Origin of the sequence: Kitasatospora sp. NPDC092039 (genome assembly GCF_044756065.1) — a bacterium.
GTDB lineage: Bacteria > Actinomycetota > Actinomycetes > Streptomycetales > Streptomycetaceae > Kitasatospora.
In genome coordinates, this window is the sequence record NZ_JBIVSD010000001.1 from 655,537 (window position 1) to 680,075 (window position 24,539).

General features: G+C 75.3%; 24 protein-coding genes. 11 read left to right on the forward strand and 13 right to left on the reverse strand.

Going from position 1 to position 24,539, the window contains the following annotated elements; genetic code table 11:
• Positions 1–26 precede the first annotated feature (26 nt).
• The 3 genes from ACIQI7_RS02910 to ACIQI7_RS02920 are packed head-to-tail and all read left to right on the forward strand — an operon-like array spanning position 27 to position 2,949.
• A complete protein-coding gene (locus ACIQI7_RS02910; RefSeq protein WP_401104308.1) occupies positions 27–791 on the forward strand; it encodes a (Fe-S)-binding protein in 765 nt (254 codons plus the stop codon).
• Complete coding sequence (locus ACIQI7_RS02915; protein ID WP_401104310.1) at positions 788–2,233, forward strand: lactate utilization protein B; 1,446 nt, start codon at positions 788–790, stop codon at positions 2,231–2,233. The genes ACIQI7_RS02910 and ACIQI7_RS02915 overlap by 4 nt, the downstream gene beginning before the upstream one ends.
• A complete protein-coding gene (locus tag ACIQI7_RS02920) occupies positions 2,230–2,949 on the forward strand; it encodes a lactate utilization protein C (protein WP_401104312.1) in 720 nt (239 codons plus the stop codon). Before ACIQI7_RS02915 ends, ACIQI7_RS02920 begins: the two co-directional genes overlap by 4 nt.
• On the opposite strand, the gene ddaH is transcribed toward ACIQI7_RS02920, so the two are convergent.
• Together ddaH and ACIQI7_RS02930 are read right to left on the reverse strand one after the other, a co-directional pair.
• Positions 2,936–3,763, reverse strand: coding sequence for a dimethylargininase (gene ddaH / locus ACIQI7_RS02925; RefSeq protein ID WP_401104315.1), 828 nt, complete (start codon positions 3,761–3,763; stop codon positions 2,936–2,938). The genes ACIQI7_RS02920 and ddaH overlap by 14 nt on opposite strands.
• A gap of 216 nt (positions 3,764–3,979) precedes the next feature.
• Complete coding sequence (locus ACIQI7_RS02930) at positions 3,980–4,873, reverse strand: 4Fe-4S domain-containing protein (RefSeq protein WP_401104318.1); 894 nt, start codon at positions 4,871–4,873, stop codon at positions 3,980–3,982.
• Positions 4,874–5,089: 216 nt separating this feature from the next.
• Here ACIQI7_RS02930 and ACIQI7_RS02935 point away from each other — a divergent pair, with 216 nt between their 5' ends.
• Entirely contained in the window at positions 5,090–5,872 is a 783-nt protein-coding gene (locus ACIQI7_RS02935) for an SGNH/GDSL hydrolase family protein (RefSeq protein WP_387753669.1), read from the forward strand.
• A gap of 7 nt (positions 5,873–5,879) precedes the next feature.
• Here ACIQI7_RS02935 and ACIQI7_RS02940 read toward each other — a convergent pair whose 3' ends face one another.
• A complete protein-coding gene (locus ACIQI7_RS02940; protein ID WP_401104321.1) occupies positions 5,880–6,323 on the reverse strand; it encodes a DUF2809 domain-containing protein in 444 nt (147 codons plus the stop codon).
• Positions 6,324–6,469: 146 nt separating this feature from the next.
• On the opposite strand from ACIQI7_RS02940, the gene ACIQI7_RS02945 reads away from it, so the two are divergent.
• On the forward strand, positions 6,470–7,975 hold the full coding sequence (locus tag ACIQI7_RS02945) for a DUF2252 domain-containing protein (protein ID WP_401104323.1): 1,506 nt from the start codon (positions 6,470–6,472) through the stop codon (positions 7,973–7,975).
• Between the two features lie 19 nt (positions 7,976–7,994).
• Here ACIQI7_RS02945 and ACIQI7_RS02950 read toward each other — a convergent pair whose 3' ends face one another.
• Genes ACIQI7_RS02950 through ACIQI7_RS02960 form a run of 3 tightly spaced genes read right to left on the reverse strand, consistent with a single transcriptional unit; the run spans position 7,995 to position 10,805 of the window.
• A complete protein-coding gene (locus ACIQI7_RS02950; protein ID WP_401104326.1) occupies positions 7,995–8,690 on the reverse strand; it encodes an alpha/beta fold hydrolase in 696 nt (231 codons plus the stop codon).
• Positions 8,691–8,718: 28 nt separating this feature from the next.
• Positions 8,719–10,245 (reverse strand): MFS transporter, encoded by a 1,527-nt coding sequence (locus ACIQI7_RS02955; protein WP_401104329.1) that lies wholly within the window; start codon positions 10,243–10,245, stop codon positions 8,719–8,721.
• On the reverse strand, positions 10,242–10,805 hold the full coding sequence (locus ACIQI7_RS02960) for a helix-turn-helix domain-containing protein (RefSeq protein ID WP_401104332.1): 564 nt from the start codon (positions 10,803–10,805) through the stop codon (positions 10,242–10,244). The genes ACIQI7_RS02955 and ACIQI7_RS02960 overlap by 4 nt, the downstream gene beginning before the upstream one ends.
• A 242-nt stretch (positions 10,806–11,047) precedes the next feature.
• Here ACIQI7_RS02960 and ACIQI7_RS02965 point away from each other — a divergent pair, with 242 nt between their 5' ends.
• On the forward strand, positions 11,048–12,313 hold the full coding sequence (locus ACIQI7_RS02965) for a DUF5685 family protein (RefSeq protein ID WP_401104335.1): 1,266 nt from the start codon (positions 11,048–11,050) through the stop codon (positions 12,311–12,313).
• A gap of 4 nt (positions 12,314–12,317) precedes the next feature.
• Here ACIQI7_RS02965 and ACIQI7_RS02970 read toward each other — a convergent pair whose 3' ends face one another.
• The 3 genes from ACIQI7_RS02970 to ACIQI7_RS02980 form a co-directional block, all read right to left on the reverse strand.
• Entirely contained in the window at positions 12,318–12,533 is a 216-nt protein-coding gene (locus tag ACIQI7_RS02970; protein WP_401104337.1) for a hypothetical protein, read from the reverse strand.
• The gene (locus ACIQI7_RS02975) at positions 12,526–12,669 is read right to left on the reverse strand and encodes a hypothetical protein (protein ID WP_401104340.1); all 144 of its coding nucleotides are present in this window, start codon (positions 12,667–12,669) and stop codon (positions 12,526–12,528) included. Before ACIQI7_RS02975 ends, ACIQI7_RS02970 begins: the two co-directional genes overlap by 8 nt.
• 269 nt (positions 12,670–12,938) lie before the next feature.
• A complete protein-coding gene (locus tag ACIQI7_RS02980) occupies positions 12,939–13,502 on the reverse strand; it encodes a TetR/AcrR family transcriptional regulator (RefSeq protein WP_401104343.1) in 564 nt (187 codons plus the stop codon).
• A 100-nt stretch (positions 13,503–13,602) separates the two neighbouring features.
• Between ACIQI7_RS02980 and ACIQI7_RS02985 the strand changes: the two genes are divergently transcribed.
• The 3 genes from ACIQI7_RS02985 to ACIQI7_RS02995 all read left to right on the forward strand — a co-directional run bounded on the left by ACIQI7_RS02985 (position 13,603) and on the right by ACIQI7_RS02995 (position 16,520).
• Positions 13,603–14,085: a DUF1348 family protein gene (locus ACIQI7_RS02985; RefSeq protein ID WP_401104346.1), complete on the forward strand. Its 483-nt coding sequence runs from the start codon at positions 13,603–13,605 to the stop codon at positions 14,083–14,085.
• 150 nt (positions 14,086–14,235) lie between these two features.
• Positions 14,236–15,321 carry a hypothetical protein gene (locus ACIQI7_RS02990; RefSeq protein ID WP_401104349.1) on the forward strand — a complete coding sequence of 362 codons (1,086 nt, stop codon included), beginning with the start codon at positions 14,236–14,238 and terminating at the stop codon, positions 15,319–15,321.
• A gap of 131 nt (positions 15,322–15,452) precedes the next feature.
• Entirely contained in the window at positions 15,453–16,520 is a 1,068-nt protein-coding gene (locus ACIQI7_RS02995) for a trypsin-like serine peptidase (RefSeq protein WP_401104352.1), read from the forward strand.
• Between the two features lie 126 nt (positions 16,521–16,646).
• Here ACIQI7_RS02995 and ACIQI7_RS03000 read toward each other — a convergent pair whose 3' ends face one another.
• Both ACIQI7_RS03000 and ACIQI7_RS03005 read right to left on the reverse strand, forming a co-directional pair.
• The gene (locus ACIQI7_RS03000) at positions 16,647–17,231 is read right to left on the reverse strand and encodes a hypothetical protein (RefSeq protein ID WP_401104355.1); all 585 of its coding nucleotides are present in this window, start codon (positions 17,229–17,231) and stop codon (positions 16,647–16,649) included.
• 60 nt (positions 17,232–17,291) lie between these two features.
• Positions 17,292–17,903, reverse strand: coding sequence for a MarR family winged helix-turn-helix transcriptional regulator (locus ACIQI7_RS03005; protein ID WP_401104358.1), 612 nt, complete (start codon positions 17,901–17,903; stop codon positions 17,292–17,294).
• A gap of 86 nt (positions 17,904–17,989) precedes the next feature.
• Here ACIQI7_RS03005 and ACIQI7_RS03010 point away from each other — a divergent pair, with 86 nt between their 5' ends.
• Positions 17,990–19,339 carry an MFS transporter gene (locus ACIQI7_RS03010; RefSeq protein WP_401104362.1) on the forward strand — a complete coding sequence of 450 codons (1,350 nt, stop codon included), beginning with the start codon at positions 17,990–17,992 and terminating at the stop codon, positions 19,337–19,339.
• A 10-nt stretch (positions 19,340–19,349) separates the two neighbouring features.
• On the opposite strand, the gene ACIQI7_RS03015 is transcribed toward ACIQI7_RS03010, so the two are convergent.
• Positions 19,350–20,246: an alkaline phosphatase family protein gene (locus ACIQI7_RS03015; protein WP_401104366.1), complete on the reverse strand. Its 897-nt coding sequence runs from the start codon at positions 20,244–20,246 to the stop codon at positions 19,350–19,352.
• 352 nt (positions 20,247–20,598) lie between these two features.
• Between ACIQI7_RS03015 and ACIQI7_RS03020 the strand changes: the two genes are divergently transcribed.
• Positions 20,599–21,891: a serine hydrolase domain-containing protein gene (locus ACIQI7_RS03020; RefSeq protein ID WP_401104369.1), complete on the forward strand. Its 1,293-nt coding sequence runs from the start codon at positions 20,599–20,601 to the stop codon at positions 21,889–21,891.
• 140 nt (positions 21,892–22,031) lie between these two features.
• Here ACIQI7_RS03020 and ACIQI7_RS03025 read toward each other — a convergent pair whose 3' ends face one another.
• Entirely contained in the window at positions 22,032–24,455 is a 2,424-nt protein-coding gene (locus ACIQI7_RS03025; protein ID WP_401104372.1) for an ATP-binding protein, read from the reverse strand.
• Between the last annotated feature and the right edge of the window lie 84 nt (positions 24,456–24,539).

The window sequence follows — 24,539 nt, forward strand, 5'->3', positions numbered from 1 at the left end:
CGGAGGTTCGGCAGGAGGGAGCCCGGATGCGGGTCGCGCTGTTCGCCACCTGTGTCAACGACGCGCTGTTCCCCGCCACCGCGGTGGCCACCGTCCGGCTGCTGGAACGGCTCGGCGTGACGGTGGACTTCCCCGCCGGGCAGACGTGTTGCGGGCAGCCCCAGTACAACACCGGCTACCGCAGGGCCTGCGAGCCGCTGGTCCGGCGGACGGCGAAGGCCTTCGCCGGGTACGACCACGTGGTGACGCCCTCGGGCTCCTGCGTGGCGATGGTGCGGGACGACTACCCCCGGATCGGCGCCCGGGCCGCCGCCGAGGGCCGGGGCACCGAACTCGCCGACCTGGCCACCGCCCTGGTGCCCCGGGTGGTCGAGCTGACCGAGTTCCTGACCGACGTGCTTGGCGTCGAGGACGTCGGCGCGCACTTCCCGCACACCGTCACCTACCACCCGTCCTGCCACGGCCTGCGCCTGCTCGGCCTCGGCGGGCGCCCGCGCCGGCTGCTGGCCGCCGTCCGGGGCCTGGAACTGCTCGAGCTGCCCGGAGCCGAGGAGTGCTGCGGCTTCGGCGGCACCTTCGCGGTCAAGAACGCGGCGGTCTCGGCCGCCATGGCCGAGGACAAGATCGCCAACGCCCTCGGCACCGGCGCCCGGATCCTCTGCGGCGCCGACAACTCCTGCCTGCTGCACCTCGGCGGGACCCTGCGCCGCAAGGGCGCGCCGCTGCGGCCGCTGCACCTGGCGGAGATCCTGGCCAGCACCGAGGAGCACCCCTGGAGGCCGTCCGCATGAGCGAGCGGAGCGGGCGCACCGGAGACCCGGCCGGCACCTTCCTCGGCATGCCCGCCTTCCCGCGGGCCGCCGCCGAGGCCGTACGGAACGAGCGGCTGCGCGCCAACCTGCGGCACGCCACCCACACCATCCGCGACAAGCGGGCCCGGGCCGTCGCCGAACTCGCCGACTGGGCGGAGCTGCGCGCCGCCGGTAAGGCGATCAAGGACCACACCCTGCGCCATCTCGACCACTACCTGGTCCGGTTGGAGGAGTCCGTCACGGCGGCCGGCGGCACCGTGCACTGGGCCGCCGACGCCGAGGAGGCCAACCGGATCGTCGCCGGCCTGGTCAGGGCCGCCGGAGCGACGGAGGTCGTCAAGGTCAAGTCGATGGTCACCCAGGAGATCGAGCTCAACGAGGCGCTGGCGGCCGAGGGGATCACCGCCTACGAGACCGATCTCGCCGAGCTGATCGTGCAGTTGGGCGACGACCGGCCCTCGCACATCCTGGTGCCGGCGATCCACCGCAACCGGGCGGAGATCCGGGAGGTCTTCGCCGACCGGATGGCCGCCTGGGGCCGCCCGGCGCCCGAGGGCCTCACCGACTCCCCCGCCGAACTCGCCGAGGCCGCCCGGCTGCACCTGCGGGAGAAGTTCCTGCGCGCCGAAGTCGCCGTCTCCGGCGCCAACTTCATGGTCGCCGAGACCGGCACCCTGGTGGTGGTCGAGTCCGAGGGCAACGGCCGGATGTGCCTCACCCTGCCGCGCACCCTGATCTCGGTGGTCGGGATCGAGAAGGTCGTGCCGACCTGGCGGGACCTGGAGGTCTTCCTCCAACTGCTGCCCCGCTCCTCCACCGCCGAGCGGATGAACCCGTACACCTCGCTCTGGACCGGGACGACGCCGGGCGACGGCCCCTCCGAGTTCCACCTGGTGCTGCTGGACAACGGCCGCACCGCCGCGCTCGCCGACCGGGTCGGCCGCCAGGCGCTGCGCTGCATCCGCTGCTCGGCCTGCCTCAACGTCTGCCCGGTGTACGAGCGGGCCGGCGGGCACGCCTACGGCTCGGTCTACCCGGGGCCGATCGGCGCCGTCCTGACGCCCCAACTGCGCGGCACCGCCAGTCCGGTGGACGCCTCGCTGCCGTACGCCTCCTCGCTCTGCGGGGCCTGCTACGAGGTCTGCCCGGTGGCGATCGACATCCCCGAGGTGCTGGTGCACCTGCGCGAGCGGGTCGCCGAGCAGGGCGGGCACCCGCTGGAGCGGGCCGCGATGGCGGCCGCCGGGTTCGTGCTGGACCACCCGGCGGCGCTCACCGCCGCCGAGCGGCTGGCCGGCCGCACCCGGTCGCTGCACCCGCGCCGGCTGCCGGGGCCCGGGCGGGCCTGGACCGACACCCGGGACCTGCCGGAGGTTCCGGCCGAACCGTTCCGCGACTGGTGGCGGAGGAACCGCACATGACCGCGTCCGACCGAAATCGCCTCCCCCACCGGCCCGGCGGCTCCCGCGAGTTGGTCCTCGGCCGGATCAGGGCCGCGCTCGGCGGCGCCTCCGACGTGGCCGGACAGCCGCTGCCGCGCGACTACCTGACGGCGCACGTCCCGACCGACGACCGGGCGGCGGTGCTGGACCTGCTGCACCGCAACCTGGCCGAGTACCGGGCCCTGGTGCACCGCTGCGCCGAGGACGAACTGCCCCGGCGGGTCGCCGGGTTGCTGGCCGAACGGGGCAGCCGGACGGTCGTGGTGCCGGCCGGGCTGCCGGCCCCCTGGCTCACCGCGGCCGAGGCCGCGGGAGTCGAGCTCCTCCCGGACGACGGGACGTTGACCGCCGCCCGGCTGGACGCCGTGGACAGCGTGGTGACCGGCTGCGCGCTGGCCGTCGCCGAGACCGGGACGATCGTGCTGGACGCCGGCCCCGGCCAGGGGCGGCGGCTGCTCTCGCTCGTGCCCGACCACCACGTCTGCGTGGTGCGCGCACCGGAGCAGGTCGTCGCCTCGGTGCCGCTCGCCCTGCCGCGGCTCGATCCGGCCCGGCCGCAGACCTGGATCTCGGGGCCGTCCGCCACCAGCGACATCGAGCTGGACCGGGTGGAGGGGGTGCACGGCCCGCGCACCCTGGAGGTGCTGCTGGTCACCGCCCCGGAGACCCGGCCGGGGCCCGTCACTCCGGCCTGAGCTCCAGGGTGCAGCACTTCGCCCCGCCGCCGCCCTTCAGCAGCTCCGAGACGTCCACCGGGACCGGCTGGTAGCCCTGCTCGGCGAGGCGGCCGGCCAGGTTCTTGGCGGCCTCCGGCAGCAGGACCCGGCGGCCGTCCGAGACCGCGTTGAGCCCGAACACCTCGGCGTCGGCCCGGTCCGCGAGGATCGCGTCCGGGTGGAGCGCGCGCAGCACCGAGCGACTGTCGGCGTCGAAGGCCTCCGGGTAGTACATGATGTGGTCGTCGGCGAGCACCGCCAGCGCGGTGTCCAGGTGGTAGAAGCGCGGGTCGACCAGGGTCAGGCTGACCACCGGGACGCCGAACAGCTCCCCGACCTCGGCGTGGGCGGCGCGCGAGGTGCGGATGCCCGCCCCGGCGAGCACCCGGCCGCCCACCAGCAGGTGGTCCCCCTCCCCCTCGTTGACGTGCCCGGCCAGGCGCACCTCGCGGTAGCCGCGCTCGCGGAACCACCTCTGGTACGCCTCCGACTCGGCGGCCCGCTGCGGGTGGCGGAAGGAGGCGACCAGGGCCCGGCCGCCCAGCACGGTGGCGCCGTTGGCGGTGTACACCATGTCGGGCAGGCCGGGCACCGGGTCGATCAGCTCGACGGTGTGGCCGAGCCGGCGGTACGTCCAGTAGAGCTGCTCCCACTGGCGCAGGGCGAGCGCGGTGTCGGTGGGCTGGGAGGGGTCCATCCACGGGTTGATCGCGTAGTCCACGGTGAAGTGCGTCGGCCGGCACATCAGGTAGCGCCGCGGCCGGGCGTGGCGCTCCGGAGTCTGCGTGAGCATGGCTCAACCATCCTTGGATCGCGGGGAGTTCGTCGCACGGAGCTTCGGGGTTCGCAGGGCCGAACACCTTCGTTCCCAAGGCGGTTGCCCCGGCGGGACGATGCGCACACCCGGGCGGCGGCTCTCAGCGGTCGCATGCCCCCGCGTACCCGGCGCAGGCACCGGCGCACCGCTCCTCCGCCGTCTCCGCCACGGTCGGCGGACGGGCCCCGTCCGCTACCAGCGGACCGCGCCGAAGTCCACGGGCCTCGGCCGCAGCTCCCCGCACCGCTCGGCCAGCGCCCGCAGCCTGCGGTCCGCCTCCGCCACGGACATCCGGTGCCGGCCGCCGTGGCCGGGCAGCAGCCACTCGAAGCGCAGCACGCCGACGCCGCGCCGCAGCGAGGCGGCGAGCTCCTCGATCGAGTACCAGGTCACCGACTCCGCCACCTCGATGTCCCCGGTGGCGCGGGACCAGTACAGGCTGTCGCCGCTGAAGCAGTACCGCTCGTCCGCGAGGTAGAGCACGCTGCCCCGGGTGTGGCCGGGGAACGGGTGGGCGACCAGGCCGGGCGAGATCTCCGTCGGCCCGGTGCCGCGCAGCACCTGGTCGGCGTCGGGCACGGCGTCCAGGTCGCCCTCGTGGATCCAGAGCCGGGCGCCGAACCGGTCGGCGTACGCCCGGCCGTGGGCGGCGTGGTCGCGGTGCGTGAGCAGGACGTCGGTCACCGGGCCCAGCTCGGCGTACCGGGCGGCGAGGGCCTCGCTGTAGCGCGGGGTGTCGACCATCACCCAGCCGGTCGGCCGGCGGCAGAGGTAGGAGTTGGCGCCCGCGGTGTGGCGGGAGTTCTGGCCGAGCAGCAGCAGGTCGTCGGCGAGGGCGAGCGGGAACGGGTCCTCGGCCGGGTCCAGCGGCCCGGTGCCGGGACGGATGGAGCGGGTCGGGCAGGCGTGGGCGGCGGCGAGCAGCTGCCCGCGCTCGGCCGCGTCGCGCGGCTGGCGGACCAGCTCGGAGCGGCCCTCGTGCTCGCGGACCAGGTCGGGCGCGAGCTGCCGGGCCACGTCGCAGTTGGTGCACCGGTCGTCGATGGACCAGTTCTCGGACACGTCGGCGCGCGGGTCGGTGGTCATGGATGTCCTCCCCCAGAGGGACGGCGGCCGGAGCGGCCGCTCCCTTCGAGCATCCGCCGGGCGGGCCGGAAAGCGGAAGGGGGTGGCGATCTTGTGCTTTCCGGGAGCCGTCCATCTGCGGGCGCAGCGGCCGGCGGGGGTACGTGGCCCATCTCACGTGCCGCCGGAGCCACCTACGGTGGCGTAGGTCACTTGATTGGGTGAACTATCTCTTTCATGCCGAATCTCCAGGAGACCCTTGACCTCGATTCGTATGCCGCCCTCGGGGACAGCTTCACCGAGGGCCTGAACGACCCGGGCGTCGACGGCAGGTTCGCCGGGTGGGCCGACCGCCTCGCCGGGCTCCTCGCCGACGGACGCCCGCCGGGCGCCTTCCGCTACGCCAACCTCGCGGTGCGCGGACGACTGCTGGACCAGATCTCCGCCGAGCAGGTGCCGGAGGTCCGGCGCCTCCAGCCCGACCTGGTCACCTTCTGCGCGGGCGGCAACGACATCCTCCGACCGGGCAGCGACCCGGACGAGGTGGCCGAGCGCTTCGAGGCCGCCGTCGTCCAACTCGCCGAGAACGCCGGGACGGTGCTGATCTGCACCGGCTTCGACACCAAGGACGTGCCGCTGCTGAAGCACCTGCGCGGCAAGATCGCCACCTACAACGGGCACATGCGCGCCGTCGCCGACCGCAACGGCTGCAAGGTGGCCGACCTTTGGTCGCTGCGCGCGGTGCAGGACCGCCGCGCGTGGAGCGAGGACCGCCTGCACCTGTCCGGCGAGGGCCACCAGCGGGTCGCCCTGCTGGCCGCCCGCTCGCTGGGCCTGCGCACCGAGCAGGACCCGGAGGCCCCCTGGCCGGACACCCGCGTGCTCACCCCCGCCGACCAGCGGCGGGAGAACATCCAGTGGGCCCGCGAGCACCTGCTGCCCTGGGTCGGTCGGCGCCTGCGCGGGGAGTCCTCGGGCGACCACGTCGAGCCCAAGCGTCCGGACCTGCTTCCGCTCTGACGCCGGGTCAGTTCGCGCCGTCCCGGACGGCTCCGCCGGGTGCTGCGACTCGGGAGGTCCGCAGCACCCGGTGGAGCACCCCGGCGCAGCCGGCGCCGACCAGGTACCAGAGCAGGTCCGGCGGGTTGAAGGTGGAGCCCAGCACCAGCCGGGCCAGGGTGCTCTGCCGCCCCCAGTCGTCCGGCAGGCCGGTCAGCTGGAACAGCTCCACGGCCCAGCTGAGCGCGGCGGCCACGGCGGCGGCGCGGCCGGGGCGGACCCTCGGCGCGACCAGCACCAGCAGCGCGTACAGCAGGACGGTGTAGAGCGCGTCCCCGGCGTACTTGGCGAGCTCCCCGCCCAGCACCGCCCGCACCCCCAGCCCGGCCGCCACGGTCAGCACCGCCGCCACGGCGGCCGCCAGGCGCGTGCGCCGGCGTGCCCGAAGGCCGTTCCCCCCGAGATCGTTCATCCGGCCCACGTTACCCGGTCGCCCCGGTGGAGGGTGCCGGGGCGCCGGGGCGCAGGGGCAGCGTCGGAGGGGGCGTTCCCGCACGCCCGCAAGCGGACCCCCGCCCCCCGGAACCGCCGTACCACGCCGTATCGTCACTCCCCCCGATGAACGTCCGCGCAGGTCGCGGGCGGGGTGAGGACCGGAAGGGACGGGCGGGACGAGTGGCGCACGTGGGTGGGGCCGAAGTGGCCGGGGCGCGGCCGGAGTCGGCGGCGGGGCGGGACGGACGGACCCGGCGCGGGTTCGCGGTGGCCGGGTTCGCCCCGGCGCAGGACGGGCGGGCGCGGGAGCGCGGCAAGGAGCTGCGGACGCGGCTGCCCCGGGAGCGGCACGCGGAGTTCACGCCCGCGCCCGACCGGCCGACGGCCGTGACCGCGTTGGAGGCCTCCAACACCGGCCGAATAGACCGGCTGGTGCCGATCCGGGTCGGCCGGATGGCGGCCGGCCCGTTCGCGTTCCTGCGCGGTTCGGCCGGCCTGATGGCCGCCGACCTCGCCGGCACCCCGGTGACCGGGGTGGGCGCGCAGCTGTGCGGGGACGCCCACGCCGCGAACTTCGGCCTGTACGGCGACGCCCGCGGCCAGATCGTGCTGGACATCAACGACTTCGACGAGACCGTCCCCGGCCCCTGGGAGTGGGACCTCAAGCGGCTCGCCGCCAGCCTGGTGCTGGCCGCCCGGGAGGCGGGGGCGGGCGAGTCCATCGCGCGCGAGGCCGCCCAGCACGCGGCCGGCTCGTACCGCCGGACCGTGCGCACGCTCGCCAAGCTGCCCTCGCTGGACGCCTGGAACGCCGTCGCGGACGAGCAGCTGGTCTCCTTCGCCGAGGCCCACGACCTCACCGAGGTGCTGCGCAAGGTCGGCGCGAAGGCCCTCGGCAACACCAGTGCGCGGTTCGCCGCCCGCAGCACCGACCGTACCGCGGACGGCGGTTGGCGCTTCACGGCCGCGCCCCCGGTGCTCACCGAGGTGACCGACGCGACCGCCCGCGCCGTCGCCCACGCGCTCGGCCCGTACGTGGAGACGGTGCCGGCCGAGGTGCGCACCCTGCTGTCCCGCTACCGGGTGCAGGACGTGGCGTTCCGGGTGGTCGGCACCGGCAGCGTGGGCACCCGCTCGTACGTGGTGCTGCTCACCGACCACCGGGACCAGCCGCTGGTGCTGCAGGTGAAGGAGGCCCGTCCGTCCGCGCTGCTGCCGTACCTGCCGAGCGGGTCCCGGCCGGCGGCGGACGGGCACGAGGGCCGCCGGGTGGTGCTCGGGCAGAAGCACATGCAGGTGGTCAGCGACACCCTGCTGGGCTGGACCACCGTCGACGGACTCCCCTACCAGGTGCGGCAGTTCCGCAACCGCAAGGGCAGCGTCGACCCGGCCGCACTGCAGCCGTCCCAGCTGGACGACTACGCCCGGATCACCGGCGCCCTGCTCGCCCGGGCGCACTCGCACACCGCCGACCCGAGCCTGCTGGCCGGGTACTGCGGCAAGAGCGAGGCGCTGGACGAGGCGGTCGCCGCCTTCGCGGTGGCCTACGCGGACCGCACCGAGGCCGACCACGCCGACCTGCTGACGGCCGTGCGCAACGGGCGGCTGCCCGCCGAGCACGGCGTCTGACCCACCCGGCGGCCACGGCTCAACGGGCCAGGAACGGCGCCACCGCGGCGACGAACTCGGCGGGCCGGGCACCGTGCACCAGGTGCCCGGCCTCGACGGTGACCAGGCGGCAGTCCGGGATCCGCCGGGCGAGCTCGGCGATCCGCTCCTGCGGGACGTGGCTGGTCGGCCCGCCGGCCACCGCCAGGGTGCGGGCGGTGATCCGGGCCAGCCCCTCCCGCCAGGCCGGGTCGGGGTCGTCGAACTGGGCCTTGACCGCCCGGACCATCGTCCAGTCGAAGTGCACCGCCGGGTCCGGCTCCTCGGGCAGCGGGCCGGCCGGGCGCGGGTACAGCGCGGCGATGTCCTCCAGGACCAGCCGGTCGATCCGCTCCGGCGCGGCCTGGGCCAGCAGGTAGGCGACCACGCCGCCCATCGAGTGGCCGACCAGGTCGACCCGGGCGAGCCCGAGGGCGTCGAGGAAGGCCAGCACGTCGTCCCGCATCGCCTCCACCGAGTAGGAGGCGGTGCGGGCGCTGTCGCCGTGGCCGCGCAGGTCGAGCGCGTACACGTGGTGGCCGGGGGCGAGGTCGGGCAGGACGGTGTCCCAGTCGGCGGCGCGTTCGCCGAGGGCGTGCAGCAGGACCAGCGGCGGGCCGCCGGTCCGGCCGCTCTCGCGGTAGGCGAGCGTCACCTCGGGCAGGTCCACGGTCAGGTTCCGTACGTCGTGGGTCATGCCCGCCACGGTACGCACCGACCACCGGCTAGCGGACCGGCGTTCGCCCTCGGCTCATCGCGGCCGGTTCGCCCTCGCGCTGTTCCCGCGCCGTGGCCCGGCCGGCGAACACCGAGGCCAGGACGGCCAGTCCGGCCACCGCGGCGCACACCGCGCTCGCCGTCAGGTAGGCCGAGCGGTGCCCGCCGCCCGCGGCGGTCTCCCGCAGGTAGACCCCGGACAGGGCCGAGATCGCGACGGCCGCCGCGATCCGCTGGGCCATCTGCAGGATCGCCCCGCCCACCCCGGCCGCCTCGGCGGGCGCGTGGCGCAGCACGTACGCCTGGTTGGTGGAGCCCATCAGGCCGACCGAGGCACCGGCGAGCAGTTGCAGCAGCGCCAGCAGCCAGGGCAGGACGGCGGCGGGCGCCCAGTGCGCGAGCAGTCCGCTGAGCAGCATGGCGAGCGCGGAGCCCACCATCCCGGCGGTGACGGTGCGTCGGCCGAAGCGCTGGACGACCCGCCAGGCGAGTGCGGAGGCCACGCCCATGGCCACGGCGGAGGGCAGCGCGACCAGGGCGGCGCCCATCGGGGAGAGGCCCAGGCCGTCCTGGAGGAACATGGTCAGGACCAGCGAGGCGGCGAGCGAGGAGCCGAACTGGGCCATCGCGGTGGCCGTCCCGAGCGCGTACGGCGCGGAGCGGGTGAGGGCCGGGTGGATCAGCGGGTGGCCGCCGCCGCGGGCGTAGCGGCGCTGCCACCAGGCGAGCGCGCCGAACAGCAGCAGGGCGGCGGCCGCGAAGGCGAGCCAGCCCGCCCAGCCGGGCGGCCGGACGAAGGGCAGCATCAGGGCCAGGGTGAGCGCCCCCACCAGCAGCAGACCGAGGATGTCGAGGTCCGCGTGCCGGGCGCTGGGGCGGGGCCTCGGCAGGTGACGGACCGCCAGGGCGACGGTGGCCAGGCCGAACGGGACGTTGAGCAGGAAGGTCAGCCGCCAGCCGTCCTCGGGGCCGGCCAGGGCCAGCACGGCGCCGCCGACCGGCGGGCCGAGGGCGAAGGCGAGGCCGCCGGTGACGGCGTACATGCCGAGTGCGCGGGCCCGCAGCTGCCCGTCGAAGACGTCCTGGAGGGTGCCGATCATCTGGGAGTTGACCAGGCCGGCGCCCGCGCCCTGGAGCAGCCGGGCGGCGATCAGCGCCCCGGGCTCGGTGGCGGTCGCCGAGACCAGGCTGACCAGGGTGAACAGGGCGAGGCCGGTGACGAAGAACCACTTGCGGCCCTTGACGTCGCCCAGCCGCCCGCCGGGGATCAGCGCGAGGCCGAAGGCGAGCGAGTAGCCGGCGACGATCCACTGGAGGTCGGCGGGGCCGGCGTGCAGGGTCTCGCGCAGGGCGGGGATGGAGGTGTTGAGGACGGACTGGTCGAGCAGGGTGGTGAAGCCGCCCGCGACGCAGACCAACAGGACCCGGCGCCCGGCGGCGTCGAAGCGCTCCTTGGGCCCCTCGGCCTCCCCGGGCTTTCCGGGCTTTCCGGGCTCGTCGGGCTCGTCGGCTATCGGCCCGGTGGCGGCGCTCACGGCTCGACCACCACCAGCGCGTAGCGGGCCTGGTCCGGGCCGAGGCTGCGGAAGCGGCTGGTGCCGCCGGCGTAGCGCAGGCAGTCGCCGGGGCCGAGCGGCTGCGGCTCGCCGTCCACGGTCAGCTCCAGGTTCCCCTCGAACAGCCAGAGGTGGTGCTCCCGGCCGGGCGTGCAGGCGCGGTCGTAGGCGATGTCCGCACCGGCCGGCAGCCGGCCCTCGATGATCTCCGCCCGCAGCGAGCCGTGCGGCGGCGAGACCGAGCGGCGGACAAACCCGGTCGTCCCGTCCCGCCAGACCTGCTGCTCCCCGGCCCGCACCAGCCGGGCCGGGCCGGACTCCACCTCGGCGAGCAGCCGCGACATGGTCCGCCCGTACACGGCGCACAGCCGACCGAGCAGCGCGGCCGTCGGGCTGACCTCGGCCCGCTCCACCCGGGACAGCGTCGACCGGCTGACGTCCGCCAGCCGCGCCAGCTCCTCCAGGGTCCATCCGCGTTCCAGCCTCAGCTCGGCGAGCCTCTGCGCCAACCGCTCGTCGGCGGCCGTTTCGATTCCCATATTCGCGATGCTATCCCGGATATGAGATCCACTCACCGGGGTCGGGCGCGGGACCCCGACCACCGGGAGCCTCCCTCCGGCCGCCGCACCGCGGCGTACGCCGCGGCCCGGGCCGGGGCACGCGGGCCGCCGTCGGCCGCCGGGTCACGGTTTGACGGGCGCTCGGCCCCAAACGGGCGCTGATCATATGATGTGCGGCGAATCGGGGCCGGTCGGCGGCCCGTGAGGCGAGGGGGACCAGCGTGTTCGGCATCATCAAACCGTGCAGGCACCGATTGTCCGAGAGCTTGCAGACCTCCTGGATGGCCCACCTGTGCGGGCTCTGCCTCGCACTGCGGGACGACCACGGACAGCTCGCCCGGACGGCGACGAACTACGACGGTCTGATCATCTCCGTGCTGGTCGAGGCCCAGGCCGCCGAGGAGGACGCCTCCTGGCGCCGTACCGCCGGGCCGTGCCCGCTGCGCGGCATGCGGACCGCCTCCGTCGCCAAGGGCGAGGGCGCCCGGCTCGCCGCCGCCGTCTCGCTGGCGCTCGCCTCGGTCAAGATCCGCGACCACGTCGAGGACCGCGACGGCGTCTTCGCCCGCCGCCCGGTCGCCGCCGGGGCCCGGGCCGTCACCCGGCGCTGGGACCGGCAGAGCGCGGGCAGCGCCTCGGCCATCGGCTTCGACACCGCCGTGCTGCTCGACGCGGCCTCCCGGCAGGGCGAGTTGGAGCGCTCGCTGCGGCCCGGCGGCTCCGTCCTGCTGGTCACCGAGCCCACCGAGACCGCCACCTCGGCCGCCTTCGCGCACACCGCCGTGATCGCCGGGCGCCCCGGCAACGCCGCCCCGCTCGCCGAGGCCGGGCGGCTGTTCGGCCGGCTCGCCCACCTCCTCGACGCCGCCGAGGACCAGGCGGCCGACGCGGCCTCGGGCGCCTGGAACCCGCTGACCGCCACCGGCACCGACCGCGCCGAGGCCGAGCGGCTCTGCCGCGACGCCGTCCACGGCATCCGGCTCGCGCTGCGCGAGGTCGAGCTGACCGACCGCGCCCTGGTGCACGTGCTGCTCGCGCACGAGACCGAGCGGGCCGTCGACCGGGTCTTCGGCCAGGCCCGGCACACCGCGAGCTGCCGCCGCCCGGACGCGCCGGGCACCGCCACCGGCGAGCACCCGCACCAGGCGCCGCCGCACCACGCACCGCCCGGCCCGGACCCGAACCAGGCGCCGGTCCCGCCGTGGGTGCCGCAGGGCCCCGGCTTCACCCCGCCCGGCCAGAAGCCGCCGAACCCGCGCAACCTGCTGGCCGGGTGCGCGATGTGGGCGCTGATGGCCTGCACCTGCCAGCTGCTCTGCTGCGACCACGAGGACCCGTTCTCCCGCGAGCGCCGCCAAGGCTTCTGCGAACGGCACGACTGCTGCGAGTGCGGCAACTGCCCCGACTGCAGCGGCTGCGGCGACTGCTGCAACTGCTGCGACGGGTGCGACTGCTGCGACGGCTGCTGCTGCGACTGCGGCTGCTGACCGGTCAGCCCGCAGGCTCCGCGCCGACGCTCCCGTCCTGACCGGACCGGCCGAGCCGGCCGATCTGCCCGACCCGACCGGCCACCACCGGCCCGGGGTGCCCCCGCAGCACCCCGGGCCGGTCCGCGTCCCGGCACCCCTCGGCCTCGGCGCGCCGCCACAGCGGCAGCACCGGCACCGGCAGCACCGCCGGCGGGCACAGCTCGACGCACTCAGGCATCACGCCCCGCCACCTTCCGGTCCACCGCCAGCGAGTCCTCCAGCCGCGCCAGCAACTGCCGGAACCGCTCGGTGTCCTGCTCCGTCATCCGACCCTCGGGCAACGCCCCCGGCCGCTCGGCCACTCTCTCGTCCATGCGCCCGAGGCTAGGCGCTGTCGATCAATGGGCGATAAACGCGCGTTCGGGCGAAAAGCACGTGCCGCCTGCGGTCCGGCCCGCGACGGTCGCACTCCATGACGCCCCATCAGCACCACCCGACACCGGAACTCCCCCGCCCGGTGGCCCCGGTGGCCCTGGTGGCCCTGCTGACCGGGGTGGGCCGGACGGTCGGCACCGGCACCGGGACCGCCGGACGGCTCGCGGCCTCCGGGGCGTCGCCCTGCTGCCGCACCACCGGTACCGCACTACCGGGCGGGCAGCGCGTCCAGCAGCACCCGGGCGGCCTCCCGGGCGTCGGCCGCGGCCGTCGGATCGCCGTGCACGGCGGCGCTGGTGATCGCGCCCTCGGCCAGCAGGGTCAGGTGGACGGCCGTGGCGGGCGGGGCTCCGGCGGCTTCGGCCAGGGCCGCGAGGTAGCCGCCGAACTCTGCCTTGTGGTGCCGGGCGGCGGCCGCCACCGCGGGGCTGACGGCACCCAGTTCCCCGAGCGAGTTGACGAAGGCGCAGCCCCGGAAACCGGGTTCGGCGAACCACCGGCCGAGCCAGTCGAAGACCGCGAGCAGCTGCTCCCGGGGGGAGCCCCCGGTGCGCGAGACGTACGCGGCGAGGCTCGCCCGCCAGCGGCCGTCGCGGCGCAGCAGGTAGGCCTCGACGAGCTCGCCCTTGGACGGGAAGTGCTGGTATAGGCGGCGCATGGTCATGCCGGAGGCGGCCCGGACGGCGTCCATGCCGACGGCCTGGATGCCCTGGCCGTAGAACAGCTCCTCGGCCGCGTCGAGGATCCGGGTCCGGGGGTCTTCCTGCTCCATCTTCCTTGCCCTTTGCGTGAGAACGATGGTTCTCCTATCGTAGCCACAGCGGTGAGAACGATCGTTCTCACCGGCGGAACACCCCTTCCGAGGAGCACCCATGCCCGAGACCGGCACCGCGCAGCGCCCGCCCCTGCCCCCGTTCACCGACGAGACCGCCCGCCTGAAGGTCCGGGCCGCCGAGGACGCCTGGAACACCCGCGACCCCCGGCGGGTCGCCCTCGCCTACACGCCGGACAGCCGCTGGCGCAACCGCTCCGAGTTCGTCACCGGCCGCGAGCGGATCGCCGACTTCCTCACCCGCAAGTGGCAGCGCGAGCTGGACTACCGCCTGGTCAAGGAGCTCTGGGCGTACGGCGGCGACCGCATCGCGGTCCGCTTCGCCTACGAGTGGCACGACGGGGCCGGCCGCTGGTTCCGCTCCTACGGCAACGAGAACTGGGAGTTCGACCGCGACGGTCTGATGGCCCACCGGCACGCCTCGATCAACGACCTGCCGATCACCCCCGACGAGCGGCTGTTCCACTGGCCGCTCGGCCGCCGCCCCGACGACCACCCCGGCCTCACCGAACTCGGCCTCTGATCCCGGACGCCGGTCCGGGACCACCGCCGGGGCACGGGCCGCCGGCGCTGTTCCACGGCTGTGACACGGCACGCATCCGCCGCTGACCTCGCGCTGCGAGGCTCCTCGTCGGAAAGCGAACTGCATTCGAGGGGGACCTGGAAGATGACCGTGCGCGACAGCTCCGTGCGAAACCGGTTCGGCACCACCGCGGCGATCGCCCTGACGGTCAGCGTCGGCGCCGTCCTGCTCTCCGCCTGCGGACCGGAGAACGGCGATTCCGCCCCCACCGCCGCCCCCACGGCCGCTCCCACCGCCGCCCCGGCCGGCACCGCCCCCGGGGCGGCGGCCCCAGGCACGGCCGCGCCCGGCGCGCCCGCCGCCTCCGGCAGCGCCGCGCCCGGCGGCAAGGAGGTCAACGGCACCTCGGCCGCCAACCACCTGACCATCTCCACCGGCACGAAGAGCGTCGCGCTGAACGGCACCACCGTCGACTTCGGCACCGTCGTCCGCGACCTGGCGTGGTCCCCCGACGGCAGGAAGGCCGCCTTCGTCAGCGGCAACGGCGACCTGATGACCGCCAACCCGGACGGCACCGGCAAGGTCGTCCTCGCCAAGAACCCCGGCGGCGAGACCTGGTCCCACCCCACCTGGCAGCACGCCACCGCGGACCCGAGCGTCACCGCCGGAGCCGAGGCGCTGGAGCGCTACGCGGCCGTCGTCTTCACCTCCGAGAAGGGCGGCACGCTGCGACTGGAGAAGGTGCTCACCAAGTCCCCCGGCGCCACCCCCCAGGTGCTCACCCCGGGCACCTCCGACGGCGGCGGCGACCCGGTGCCGCAGCCGCCGCAGACCGGCAACACCTGGGCCAACGCGGGCGGCCACCGGGGCGAGATCGTCTACGCCAACACCCCGGCCAACGAGGTGTACCTCTACGACGACTACATCCGGCCCGTGACCCGCGACCTGGGCAGGGGCTCCCAGCCGGCCCTCTCCCCGGACGGCGAGCACGTCGTCTTCGTCCGCTCGGTGAACGGGCACGACCACCTGTTCACCCGCTCCACCCAGGGCGACCAGAAGGCCGAGAAGGACCTCACCCCGGCGGCCGCCACCGACTACACCCAGCCCGCCTGGTCCCCCGACGGGAAGACCATCGCGGTCCGCACCCCGGACGGCGTCAGCACCCTGCCCGCCGACGGCTCGGCCGCGCCGACCCAGGTCTCCACCATCAAGGGCCTGCCCTCCTACCGCCCCTGACGGACGGTCGGTCACCGGCGACGGTGGCCGATACACGGCCGAGACGCCGTTACCGGAAGCTGATCCTTCCGACGGCGGGCCGAGACGCGGTCCACACGCGATCCTGACGTCCCGCGCCTACCGTGCCGCACATGCCGAAGAAACCCGGAACACCAGCCACCGGCCGCGCCCTGCCCCGCGGGCTCGCCGCCGCGGGAGCCCTCCTGCTGAGTGCGACCACGGCGGCGGTGCTGCTGCCGAGCGCCGCCGTCGCCGCGGAGCGGGACACCGTCACGACGCACTCCGGTGCCACCACCGCGCAGGAGCGCGACCGGATCGACGCCTACTGGACGCCCGTCCGGATGAAGCTCGCGGGCGCCATGGTCCCCGAGATCACCCCCGTGCCCGAGGACGACGACACGCCCGACGACCCCCGGCCGCTGCCCGCCGACACCCCGGACCCCGGGTCCGTCTGGACCCACGGCGGAGCGGTGGACCGGAGCGTCGGGCGGCTCTTCTTCACCTTCTCCGACGGCTACGACGGCAGCTGCACCGCGACGGTCGTCACCGGCGCGAACCGCAGCACCCTCGTCACGGCGGCGCACTGCCTGCGGGGCGTCGGGGCGCCCGCGACCGACGGCACCTGGAACCACAACCTCTACTTCGTGCCCGGCTACCGCAACGGCACCAAGCCGCTCGGCGGCTTCACCATCAGGTCCATGGCCACCTCCTCCCGCTGGGACGCCGATCCGGGCGGGACCGGGTCGGACGACGTCGCCGTGGCCGGCTTCGACACCGGCGTGCTGGTGGCGAACCGGTCGGCCGACGGGCGGCGGGTCGCGGACGTCACCGGGAGCCAGCGGATCGCGTTCGCCCCGCCTGCCGAGGGCGGGTTCACCCACGCCTTCGGGTACCCCAAGGACCGGCTGAACGATCCCCGCGGCAGGTACACCGGCTCGCGCATGATCCACTGCGCCGGTCCGGCCCGGCCCGGGCCCAAGGCCCCGCTGCTGTGGGGCGGGCCCTGCGACATGTCGCACGGGGCCAGCGGCGGCCCCCACTTCGCCCGTTTCGACCCCGTCACCGGGACGGGCACCGTCGTCGGCGTCACCACCACCACCGACGAGCTCGCCGGCGGCCCGGCGGGCACCCTGTACGCCACCCGCCTCGGTGACAGCGCCCACCGGCTCCACGACTGGGCGCAGACCCGGGCGGTCTGACCCGGCCGGTCCGAACCGGGGCGGGCCGCGCGGTCCGCCCCGGTAGTCCGGCCCGGGCGGTCCGGGCCGGGCGGGCCGCGCGGTCCGCCCCGGCCCGGGCCGCCGGGGCCACGGCGCCCACCCGGCCTACGAGGTCTTCGCCAACTCGGCGCGCAGCTCCGCCAGGTGCTCGTCGGCCGACTCGTGCGGCAGGAACTCGACCAGGTCCAGGAAACGGAACAGCACCCGCGTCTCGGTGACCGCGTACTCGTAGTCGCCGAACCCGACCACCGCTCCCGTACCGCCGCGCGCCGCACCCCGGACGGCGGCCGAGGTCAGCTCGTCGGCCGCGTCCCCGGCGCTCGTCCGCCGCCGGGCGTTGGGGCGCGCCAGGTACGGGCAGACCATGGCGGCGTAGAGCATGCAGGACCGGTGGCCGGGGCCCTCCATGGTGGGCGCCAGGTTGCGGTACGGCTGCCCCGCCGCGAGCGCCCCGGCGATCGCCGCGCTCTCGGCCGCGCCGACCACCCGCCACACCGGGCCGCGCTCCATGAACCGCCCGCACACCGAGCACCGGCGTTCCAGCGCGCAGTCCGCGCTGCGCCCGTGGTCGGTCAGCGCGAACTGCGGCACGTCGTCCTGCCACGGGGTGATCGCCGGCACCGGGTAGCCCCGCCCGTCCCGGGGCCGAGCCCCCACGCCGTCCGGCACCGGCACAAGTTCGAATCGCACGCCCCTATCGATACCAGGGACGGGCGCCGCGGGTCGACCCGGCCGCCGGGACGGACGGGGCTACCCCACGTCGTCCTGAGCGAGCATCACCTTCCGCAGCAGGTCGGCCAGCGTGCGCCGCTCGTCCGCGGACAGCACGCCCAGCAGCCGCCGCTCCTCCCGGCCGACCACGTCCAGGGCCTCCCGCCAGGCGGCGCGCCCGGCCTCGGTCAGCACGATGTCGACCTTCCGGCGGTCCTCCGTGGACGGCGAGCGCAGGACGAAGCCGCGCCGCTCCAGGGTCTCCAGCCGGCCGGTGACCGAGGCCGGGGCGAGGTCGAGGTCGGCCCGGAGGTCGGAGGGGGCGGCGTGGCCGCCGCGGCCGGCGAGCACGTGCAGGGTGTCGAACTCGTGCTTGTGCAGGTCGTAGTCGGCGACGCCCTGTTCGCGGACCCGGCCGAGGTGGCGGGTGAGCCGGGACATCCGGGTGACGGCGGCCTCGATGTCGGGGTCCAGGCCGGGCAGCACCGGTTGCCAGCGCTCGACGTGGCCGTCCGTCCAGTCCCGGCGCTCCGCCTGACCACGGGGCCCCGTCCGGTCGCCGGGCTCCGTCCGGTCGCCGGGCTCCCCCCGACCGCGGCGCTCCGTCCGGTCGCGGGACGGAGTGCGCTGCTCGGAAGGGTGCTCGGCCATGGGAGGAGTGTACAAACCCGATGGCAGAAATGACGCCACCAAAATATTCGTTGTCGAAATTTCGTCACCGAAATAAGCTGCGGTCCGTGACACGACACCCCTTGGGCCTGAGCGGCTTCCGCCTGCTCTTCATCGGCCGGACGCTCTCCACTCTCGGCGACGCCGTCGTCCCCGCCGCCCTGGCCATCGCCATCACCCGCGCCACCGGCTCCGCCGGCGCGCTCGGCCTCGTCCTGGGCTGCGCGATGGTGCCGAGGCTGTTCCTGCTGCCGCTCGGCGGCGTGGTCGGGGACCGCTTCGACCCGCGCCTGGTCGCCCTCGTCACCGACCTGGTCCGGGCCGTCGCCCAGCTGCTGGTCGGCCTGGAGCTGCTCGGCGGGCACCCGAGCCTGCCGCACATCGCGATCGCCTCGGCGGTCGGCGGCATCGCCTCCGCCTTCGCCATGCCCACCGCCGCGCCGCTCGTCGCGGCCACCGTCCAGGGCGAGCTGCGGCTGCGCGCCAACGCCCTGCTCGGCTCCGCGACCGCCGCCGCCCGGTTCGGCGGCCCGGCGCTCGCCGGACTGCTGGTGTACACCGCCGGTCCCGGCTGGGCGTTCGTGCTGGACGGCGCCACCTTCGTGCTGAGCGCCGCCCTGCTCACCCGGCTCCGGGTCGACCGCGTCCCCGTCGAACCGCGTTCGCTGCGCCGCAACCTCGCCGAGGGCTGGAGCGAGGTGCGCTCCCGGAACTGGTACTGGACCAGCCTGATCGCCCACGGGACGTGGAACGCCGCGAACGCGGTTCTGCTCACCCTCGGCCCGCTGATCGCCGCCACCCGGCTCGGCGGTGACGGTGTCTGGGTGGCGCTGACCCAGGCGGGCGCGGTGGGCCTGCTGGCCGGCTCGCTGGTCGCCGGACGGCTGCGGCCCCGCCGCCCGGTGCTGGCCGGCAACCTCGCCCTCGCGCTGTACGGGCTGCCGCTGCTCGCACTCGCCCTGCCGGCCCCGGCGCCGCTCGTGGTGGCCGCCAACGCGGTGGCGCTGGCCGGGCTGGGCTTCCTCAACCCGGTCTGGCAGACGGTGGTCCAGCAGGAGTTCGCGCCCGGGGTGCTGGCCCGGGTCACGTCGTACGACTGGCTGCTCTCGCTGGCCGGCGCCCCGCTCGGGTACGTCCTGGCGCCGCTGGCCGCCGACGCCTGGGGCAGCCGGGCGCCGCTGCTGGTCACGGCGGGGCTGGTGACGCTGGTCTGCGCGGGCACGGCGGCGGTGCCCGGCGTCCGGCGGTACGGCGGCCGCCCGGCGACCGCGGCCGAAGCCGGAGCCGGAGCCGGGACGGCACCCGGGCCGGTGACCGAACGGCCACCGGCCCGGGCCCGCGCTCAGGCCCCGGATCAGGCCCCGGACCGGGCCCCGGCCGAGGATCCGAACCAGGATCAGACCGGGATCAGGGCCTGATCACCGCGGCTCAGTTCCAGATGCCGGTGATGTCGGCGGCGGAGGCCGCGTTGCCCGCGTGGCCGGTGGCGCCGGCCAGGTCCTCCAGGGTGCGCAGCACGTTGTAGTGGTTGTAGGTGGTGGCGCTGCTGCTGCCGGGCGTCACGTGGGCGCCGTAGACCACGGTCGGGATGCGGTTGCCGGACAGCTTGTTGTCCTCGTCGAAGGTGACGACCAGCAGGCTGTTGTGGGTCTGGGCCCAGCCGGCGTACCCGCCCAGGTTGTTCTTGATCCAGGTGTCGCCGGTGCCGACCGAGCAGTCGTGCATGTCGCTGCAGAGGTTCGGCACCACGAAGGAGACGTTCGGCAGGGTGGAGTAGTCGGTCGGGAACTGGGCGAAGGTCTTCGCCGAGCTGAGCGGGACGTTGCCGAAGCCGAACCACGGGTTGTGCTTCTGGGCGTAGCTGCCGCTGCTGCACACGGTGCTGCCCTCGCCGGGCAGGGACTCGTTGTAGCTGGCCCAGGTCTTGCCCGCGGCGATGACCTCGGAGGCGAGGTTGGCGCCCTGGAAGCCGCCGACCTTCACGCAGCTGTCGTCGACGCGGCCCTGGGTGGAGCCGGAGAACAGCGCGTAGTAGTTCGGCTCGCTCGGGTGGGTGATGCCGTAGGACTGGGTGAGGTTGGCGCCGCCCGCCTTCAGGGTGTTGTTGATGTACGGGGCGCTGCTGCTGCCGATGACCTGGGTGTAGGCGTGGTTCTCCATCACCACGACGACGATGTGGTCGGGCGTGGGCAGCGCGGCGGCCGTGGCGGTGGTGGCGGTGGCGGCCCAGAGGCCGGCGGAGGCGGCGACCAGGGCGACGGCGGAGCCGATCGCGGTCGCGGTCCGGCGGGAGCGGGGGTTCAGGGGCTTCGTGGACGAAGTCATGACAATTCCTCGGGTAGGAGACGGCCCGGCGAGCCGGGGTGCGGGAGCGGAGGTGCCTGCCGTCGGGAGGGGAAGCTCCGTGGTCGGTGAGGGGGAAGCCGGTGGGTCGAGCGCACCGGAGTGCGCGGCGGCGCCCGAACAGCATGGGGCGTGCCGCCTGACGCGGGTAGCCGTCGGAAGGTGAAACCTTGGCCCCGGAGCGGAAAACGGACGGTGGGACCGTCGAAACCACCACCGACAACGGGAAATGCGGGCGAACCGGTTCACATTGCCATCCCCGCCCCGGCCGGTGATAGTGATCTTCGAACGGCGCGGTCCGACACCGCGTCAGCTGACGAGAGAACCGAGGAACATGGCGAAGACCAGCCTTCTGCGCCCGCTCGCGGTGGCCGCCGCCGGCGCCGTCCTGGTGGCGACCGGCGCACTGCCCGCCGCGGCCGCCGGCCAGGACACCATCGACGCGGCCGCCCCCGACCTCGCCGGTGTGCGCGCCGCCCTCCAGGCCACCGCCACGGCCGGCGCCCCGGGCGCCTTCGCGGTGATCCGCGACCACGGTGCCGTCGAGCGGACCCGCTCGGTCAGCGTCGGCCTGGCCGACCTGGACGGGACCCCGATGAACTCCTCGTGGAGGTTCCGGGTCGGCAGCAACAGCAAGATGTTCGCCGCCGTTCTCGTGATGCAGCTGGCGCAGGAGGGCCGGATCGACCTCGACCGGCCGCTGCGGGAGTACCTGCCCGAGGGCACCCTGCCGGAGGGCTGGACGATGACCGGCCGCCAGGTGCTGGAGCACCGGGCCGGGATCTTCGACCATACCAACGACCTGCTGGAGCAGGCCGGCGAGGAGACCACCAGCGCGTTCGAGGCGCGCATCCGCAACACGGTGTACGACCCGCGCGAGCTGGTGGCGATGTCGGTCAGGCACGGCCTGCAGTACACCCCCGGCAGCCGCTACTCCTACTCCAACACCGACTACGTGCTGATGGGCCTGGCGGTCGAGCACCTCACCGGCCAGCCGTTCCCGGAGGTGCTGAACGAGCGGATCATCCAGCCGCTCGGCCTGCGCAAGACCTCCTTCGTCGTGCCCGACCGGGAGATCCGCGGCGCCCACGTCACCGGCTACCTCACCAACGACGACCGCACCAAGCCGCTGCTGGACTCCACCGAGCAGACCGGCTCCTGGGTGTGGAGCGCCGGGGCCGTCATCTCCACCGCCGAGGACATGGACCGCTTCCTCTCCGCGCTGATGGCCGGCGGCAACGGCGGGCTGGTCTCGGACGCCTCGCTGCAGCAGATGACCGCCGCCCTGCCCACGCCCACCGCGAAGATCTCCTACGGCCTGGGCCTGCGCCGCATCTCGCTCTCCTGCGGGGACGTCTACGGCCACGGCGGCATCGTCCAGGGCTTCAACAGCCAGTCCTTCACCACCCCGGACGGGCGGCGCAGCGTGGTGGTCTTCGCCAACGCCTCCAACAACGGCGCGGTGACGCAGGGGCTGATGAACACCCTGGAGCCGGCCTTCTGCGGCAAGCAGCCCGCCGTCGCCCCGAAGACGGCCTTCGCGCCGTCCTCGGCCCCGGTCGACTCGCCGCCGGCCGACTCACTGCCGGTGAACTCGCTGCCGGTGGTCGAGGACACTCGGATCTGACCGGCCGTACGGCCTTCCCCGCCGCGCCCGTTCCCGGTCCCGACCGGGGGCGGGCGCGGTCCCCGTACGGGGCACTCCTCGTGCGGAGCGGCCCCCGTGCGGAGCGGCCCCCGTGCGGACCGGGCCCCGTGCGACGCCGGTCAGTGCCGGGCGCCCGCCGAGCGGGGGCCCTCCGCGCTCAGGTCGGTGAGCGCCTCGGTGAGCAGCTCGCGGGCCTCCTCGGCGCGGCCCTGCTCGATCAGCGCGGTGCCCAGTTCGGTCAGCGTCTTGGTCATGCTGTCCGGGCGGCCCACCGCCTCGAAGTGCACCAGGGCCTGCCGGTAGGCCTTCTCGGCGGCCGGCCAGCGCTTCAGCGCCGCGCGGTCCAGGCCGAGTTCGTGCGCGGTCATGGCCGCCAGCAGGTGGATCAGCGGCGAGGACCAGCGCTCCACCAGTTCCAGCGCCCCGGCCAGGGCCCGCCTGCGCGACTCCACCGCCTCCTCCGCCCGGCCGGACTCCCGCAGGCAGTTGGCGGCGCCCCGGAGGGTGACCAGCCGGCCGATCATCGCCGAGCGGTTGGCGACGTCGGCGAAGGCGTCCGCCGCCCGGTGGAAGGCGTCGGTCGCCTCGCGGTGCCGCTGGAGGTAGCGCAGGCCCGAGGCGAGGTAGGTGAGCGCCCAGCCCTGCTGTTCCCGGTCCCCGACCGCACGGGCCAACTCCAGCCCCTCGGTGGCCAGTTCGATGCCGCGCTGGTAGCGGTGCAGGCAGGTGACGTGCGTCCAGGCCAGGTAGTTGACGTGCACCGCCTCGACCCGGGTGTCCCCGATCGCGCGGGCGGCGTCCACCGAGAGCTGGAACACCTCGGCCCAGATGCCCCAGCTCAGCAGCCGGTCGGAGAACCAGTGCATCGCCTCGGCGGTGTCCACCACCTCCCGGTACCGGCCGGCCCGCTGCGCCTGGTGCAGGGCGGCCAGCCACTCCGGGTGCTCGTACTCCAGCCAGGCGGCGGCCTCGGTGAGGTGCGGGGGTGCGGAGCCGCCGGTGCCGGTGCCGTCCGTGGCGTGGTCGGGGTCGAACCGCAGTCCGAACTCGGCCGCCCGGCCGAGGATCCAGCGCCCGGCCCGGGTGCGGGCCTCGGCCAGCTCCTCGGCGGTCTCGTCGGCGGCCAGCCGTTCGCCCGCGTAGAGCCGCACCAGGTCGTGCAGCCGGTAGCGGTCCGGGGTGGCGGCCTGCATCAGTCCGGCGTCGACGAGCTGCTCCAGCACCAGCTCGGTGCGGGCCGCCGACCGGCCGGCGTAGGCCGCGGCGATCTCCGCGGTGAAGTCCTTCCCCGCGGTCAACGCGCAGCGCCGGAGGACGAGTCGGGACTCGACGGGCAGGCGCCGGTAGGACAGCTCGAAGGCCGGGCGGACGGCCAGGTCGCCGGTCTCCAGCAGGTCCAGCCGGTTCTCCTCGGCGGCGAGCTGGCGCACCAGGTGGGCGACCGGCTGCTGCGGGCGGGCGACCAGCCGCTGCCCGGCGATCCGCAGCGCGAGCGGCAGGTAGCCGCAGAGCCTGGCCAGCTCGGCGGTGGCGTCGGGCGCGGCCTCGATCCGCTCCCGGCCGGCGATCCGGGCCAGCAGGCCGGCCGCCTCGGCCGGGGAGAGCACGTCCAGGTTCAGCCGGTGCACCGACTCCAGGCCGGGCAGCACGTTGCGGCTGGTCACGATGGTCACGGCCGGGCCGGAGCCGGGCAGCAGCGGGCGCACCTGGCCCTCGTCGGCGGCGTTGTCCAGCACCAGCACGAGCCGCCGTTCGCGGACCAGCGCCCGGTAGAGCCCGGCCCGCTCCTCCGTCCCGGCGGGCACCGCGGCGTCGGCGACGCCCAGCGCGCGCAACACCTGGCCGAGCGCGTCGCGGGCGGGCAGCGGCTGCGGGGACATGCCGCCGAGGTCCAGGGAGAGCTGACCGTCCGGGAAGCGCTCGGCCAGGGCGTGGGCGGCGTGCAGGGCGAAGGAGGTCTTGCCGAGGCCGGGTTGGCCGCTGATCAGCACCACGCGCGGATGGGTCGGACGCTCGTCCTCGGCCATCTCGGCGAGCAGGGCGAGGGCCTCCTCGCGGGCGGTGAAGTCGGCGATGTCGCGGGGCAGCGCGAGGGCGCTCTGACCGGCCTCGTCGGGGGCCGCCGACGAGGCCTCGGCGCGCGGCGCGTCCGGGCCGGCATCCCGGTCGGCGGCGTTCTGTCCCACCGGTTCCCGGCCGGCGGTGTCCCCGACGACGCTCTCGCGCGGGGCGGAGCCGCGGGGCCGGACCGGGCTCCCGGCGAGCGCCGGGCCGGGCCGCACCCCGCGCGGGCGGCCGGACTGGGCGGCCCGGTCCAGCGCCTCCGCCTGCGGGCCGTCCAGCCCGAGCGCCTCGGCCAGGGCCCGTACGGTGCGCCGCTGCGGCCCGCGGGTGCGGCCGCGCTCCATGTCCCCGAGGGCGCGCAGGCTGACCCCGGCGGACGCAGCAAGCTCCTCCTGGGTCAGGCCCGCCGCCACCCGGTGCCCGGCCAGCAGACGGCTGAACCCGTTGGTGTCCGTGTCCGTGCCGCCCCCGGCCGTCATGCCCCGCCCCCACTCGTTCGGTCCTGCGCAGTTCCGCACTTCTGCCTGGAGCCGCCACCGGCGGTTCGTCCCAGGCAGAAGTAT

Coding starts and splice junctions, on each gene's coding strand:
- ACIQI7_RS02920 (WP_401104312.1), top strand. CDS start 2,230: ATGACCGCGTCCGACCGAAATCGCCTCCCCCACCGGCCCGGCGGCTCC.
- ddaH (WP_401104315.1), bottom strand. CDS start 3,763: ATGCTCACGCAGACTCCGGAGCGCCACGCCCGGCCGCGGCGCTACCTG.
- ACIQI7_RS03005 (WP_401104358.1), bottom strand. CDS start 17,903: ATGGCCGAGCACCCTTCCGAGCAGCGCACTCCGTCCCGCGACCGGACG.
- ACIQI7_RS02940 (WP_401104321.1), bottom strand. CDS start 6,323: ATGAACGATCTCGGGGGGAACGGCCTTCGGGCACGCCGGCGCACGCGC.
- ACIQI7_RS02960 (WP_401104332.1), bottom strand. CDS start 10,805: ATGGGAATCGAAACGGCCGCCGACGAGCGGTTGGCGCAGAGGCTCGCC.
- ACIQI7_RS02945 (WP_401104323.1), top strand. CDS start 6,470: ATGAACGTCCGCGCAGGTCGCGGGCGGGGTGAGGACCGGAAGGGACGG.
- ACIQI7_RS02980 (WP_401104343.1), bottom strand. CDS start 13,502: ATGGAGCAGGAAGACCCCCGGACCCGGATCCTCGACGCGGCCGAGGAG.
- ACIQI7_RS02930 (WP_401104318.1), bottom strand. CDS start 4,873: ATGACCACCGACCCGCGCGCCGACGTGTCCGAGAACTGGTCCATCGAC.
- ACIQI7_RS02915 (WP_401104310.1), top strand. CDS start 788: ATGAGCGAGCGGAGCGGGCGCACCGGAGACCCGGCCGGCACCTTCCTC.
- ACIQI7_RS03025 (WP_401104372.1), bottom strand. CDS start 24,455: ATGACGGCCGGGGGCGGCACGGACACGGACACCAACGGGTTCAGCCGT.
- ACIQI7_RS02910 (WP_401104308.1), top strand. CDS start 27: ATGCGGGTCGCGCTGTTCGCCACCTGTGTCAACGACGCGCTGTTCCCC.
- ACIQI7_RS02950 (WP_401104326.1), bottom strand. CDS start 8,690: ATGACCCACGACGTACGGAACCTGACCGTGGACCTGCCCGAGGTGACG.
- ACIQI7_RS02935 (WP_387753669.1), top strand. CDS start 5,090: ATGCCGAATCTCCAGGAGACCCTTGACCTCGATTCGTATGCCGCCCTC.
- ACIQI7_RS02975 (WP_401104340.1), bottom strand. CDS start 12,669: ATGGACGAGAGAGTGGCCGAGCGGCCGGGGGCGTTGCCCGAGGGTCGG.
- ACIQI7_RS02995 (WP_401104352.1), top strand. CDS start 15,453: ATGCCGAAGAAACCCGGAACACCAGCCACCGGCCGCGCCCTGCCCCGC.
- ACIQI7_RS03020 (WP_401104369.1), top strand. CDS start 20,599: ATGGCGAAGACCAGCCTTCTGCGCCCGCTCGCGGTGGCCGCCGCCGGC.
- ACIQI7_RS02970 (WP_401104337.1), bottom strand. CDS start 12,533: ATGCCTGAGTGCGTCGAGCTGTGCCCGCCGGCGGTGCTGCCGGTGCCG.
- ACIQI7_RS02985 (WP_401104346.1), top strand. CDS start 13,603: ATGCCCGAGACCGGCACCGCGCAGCGCCCGCCCCTGCCCCCGTTCACC.
- ACIQI7_RS03015 (WP_401104366.1), bottom strand. CDS start 20,246: ATGACTTCGTCCACGAAGCCCCTGAACCCCCGCTCCCGCCGGACCGCG.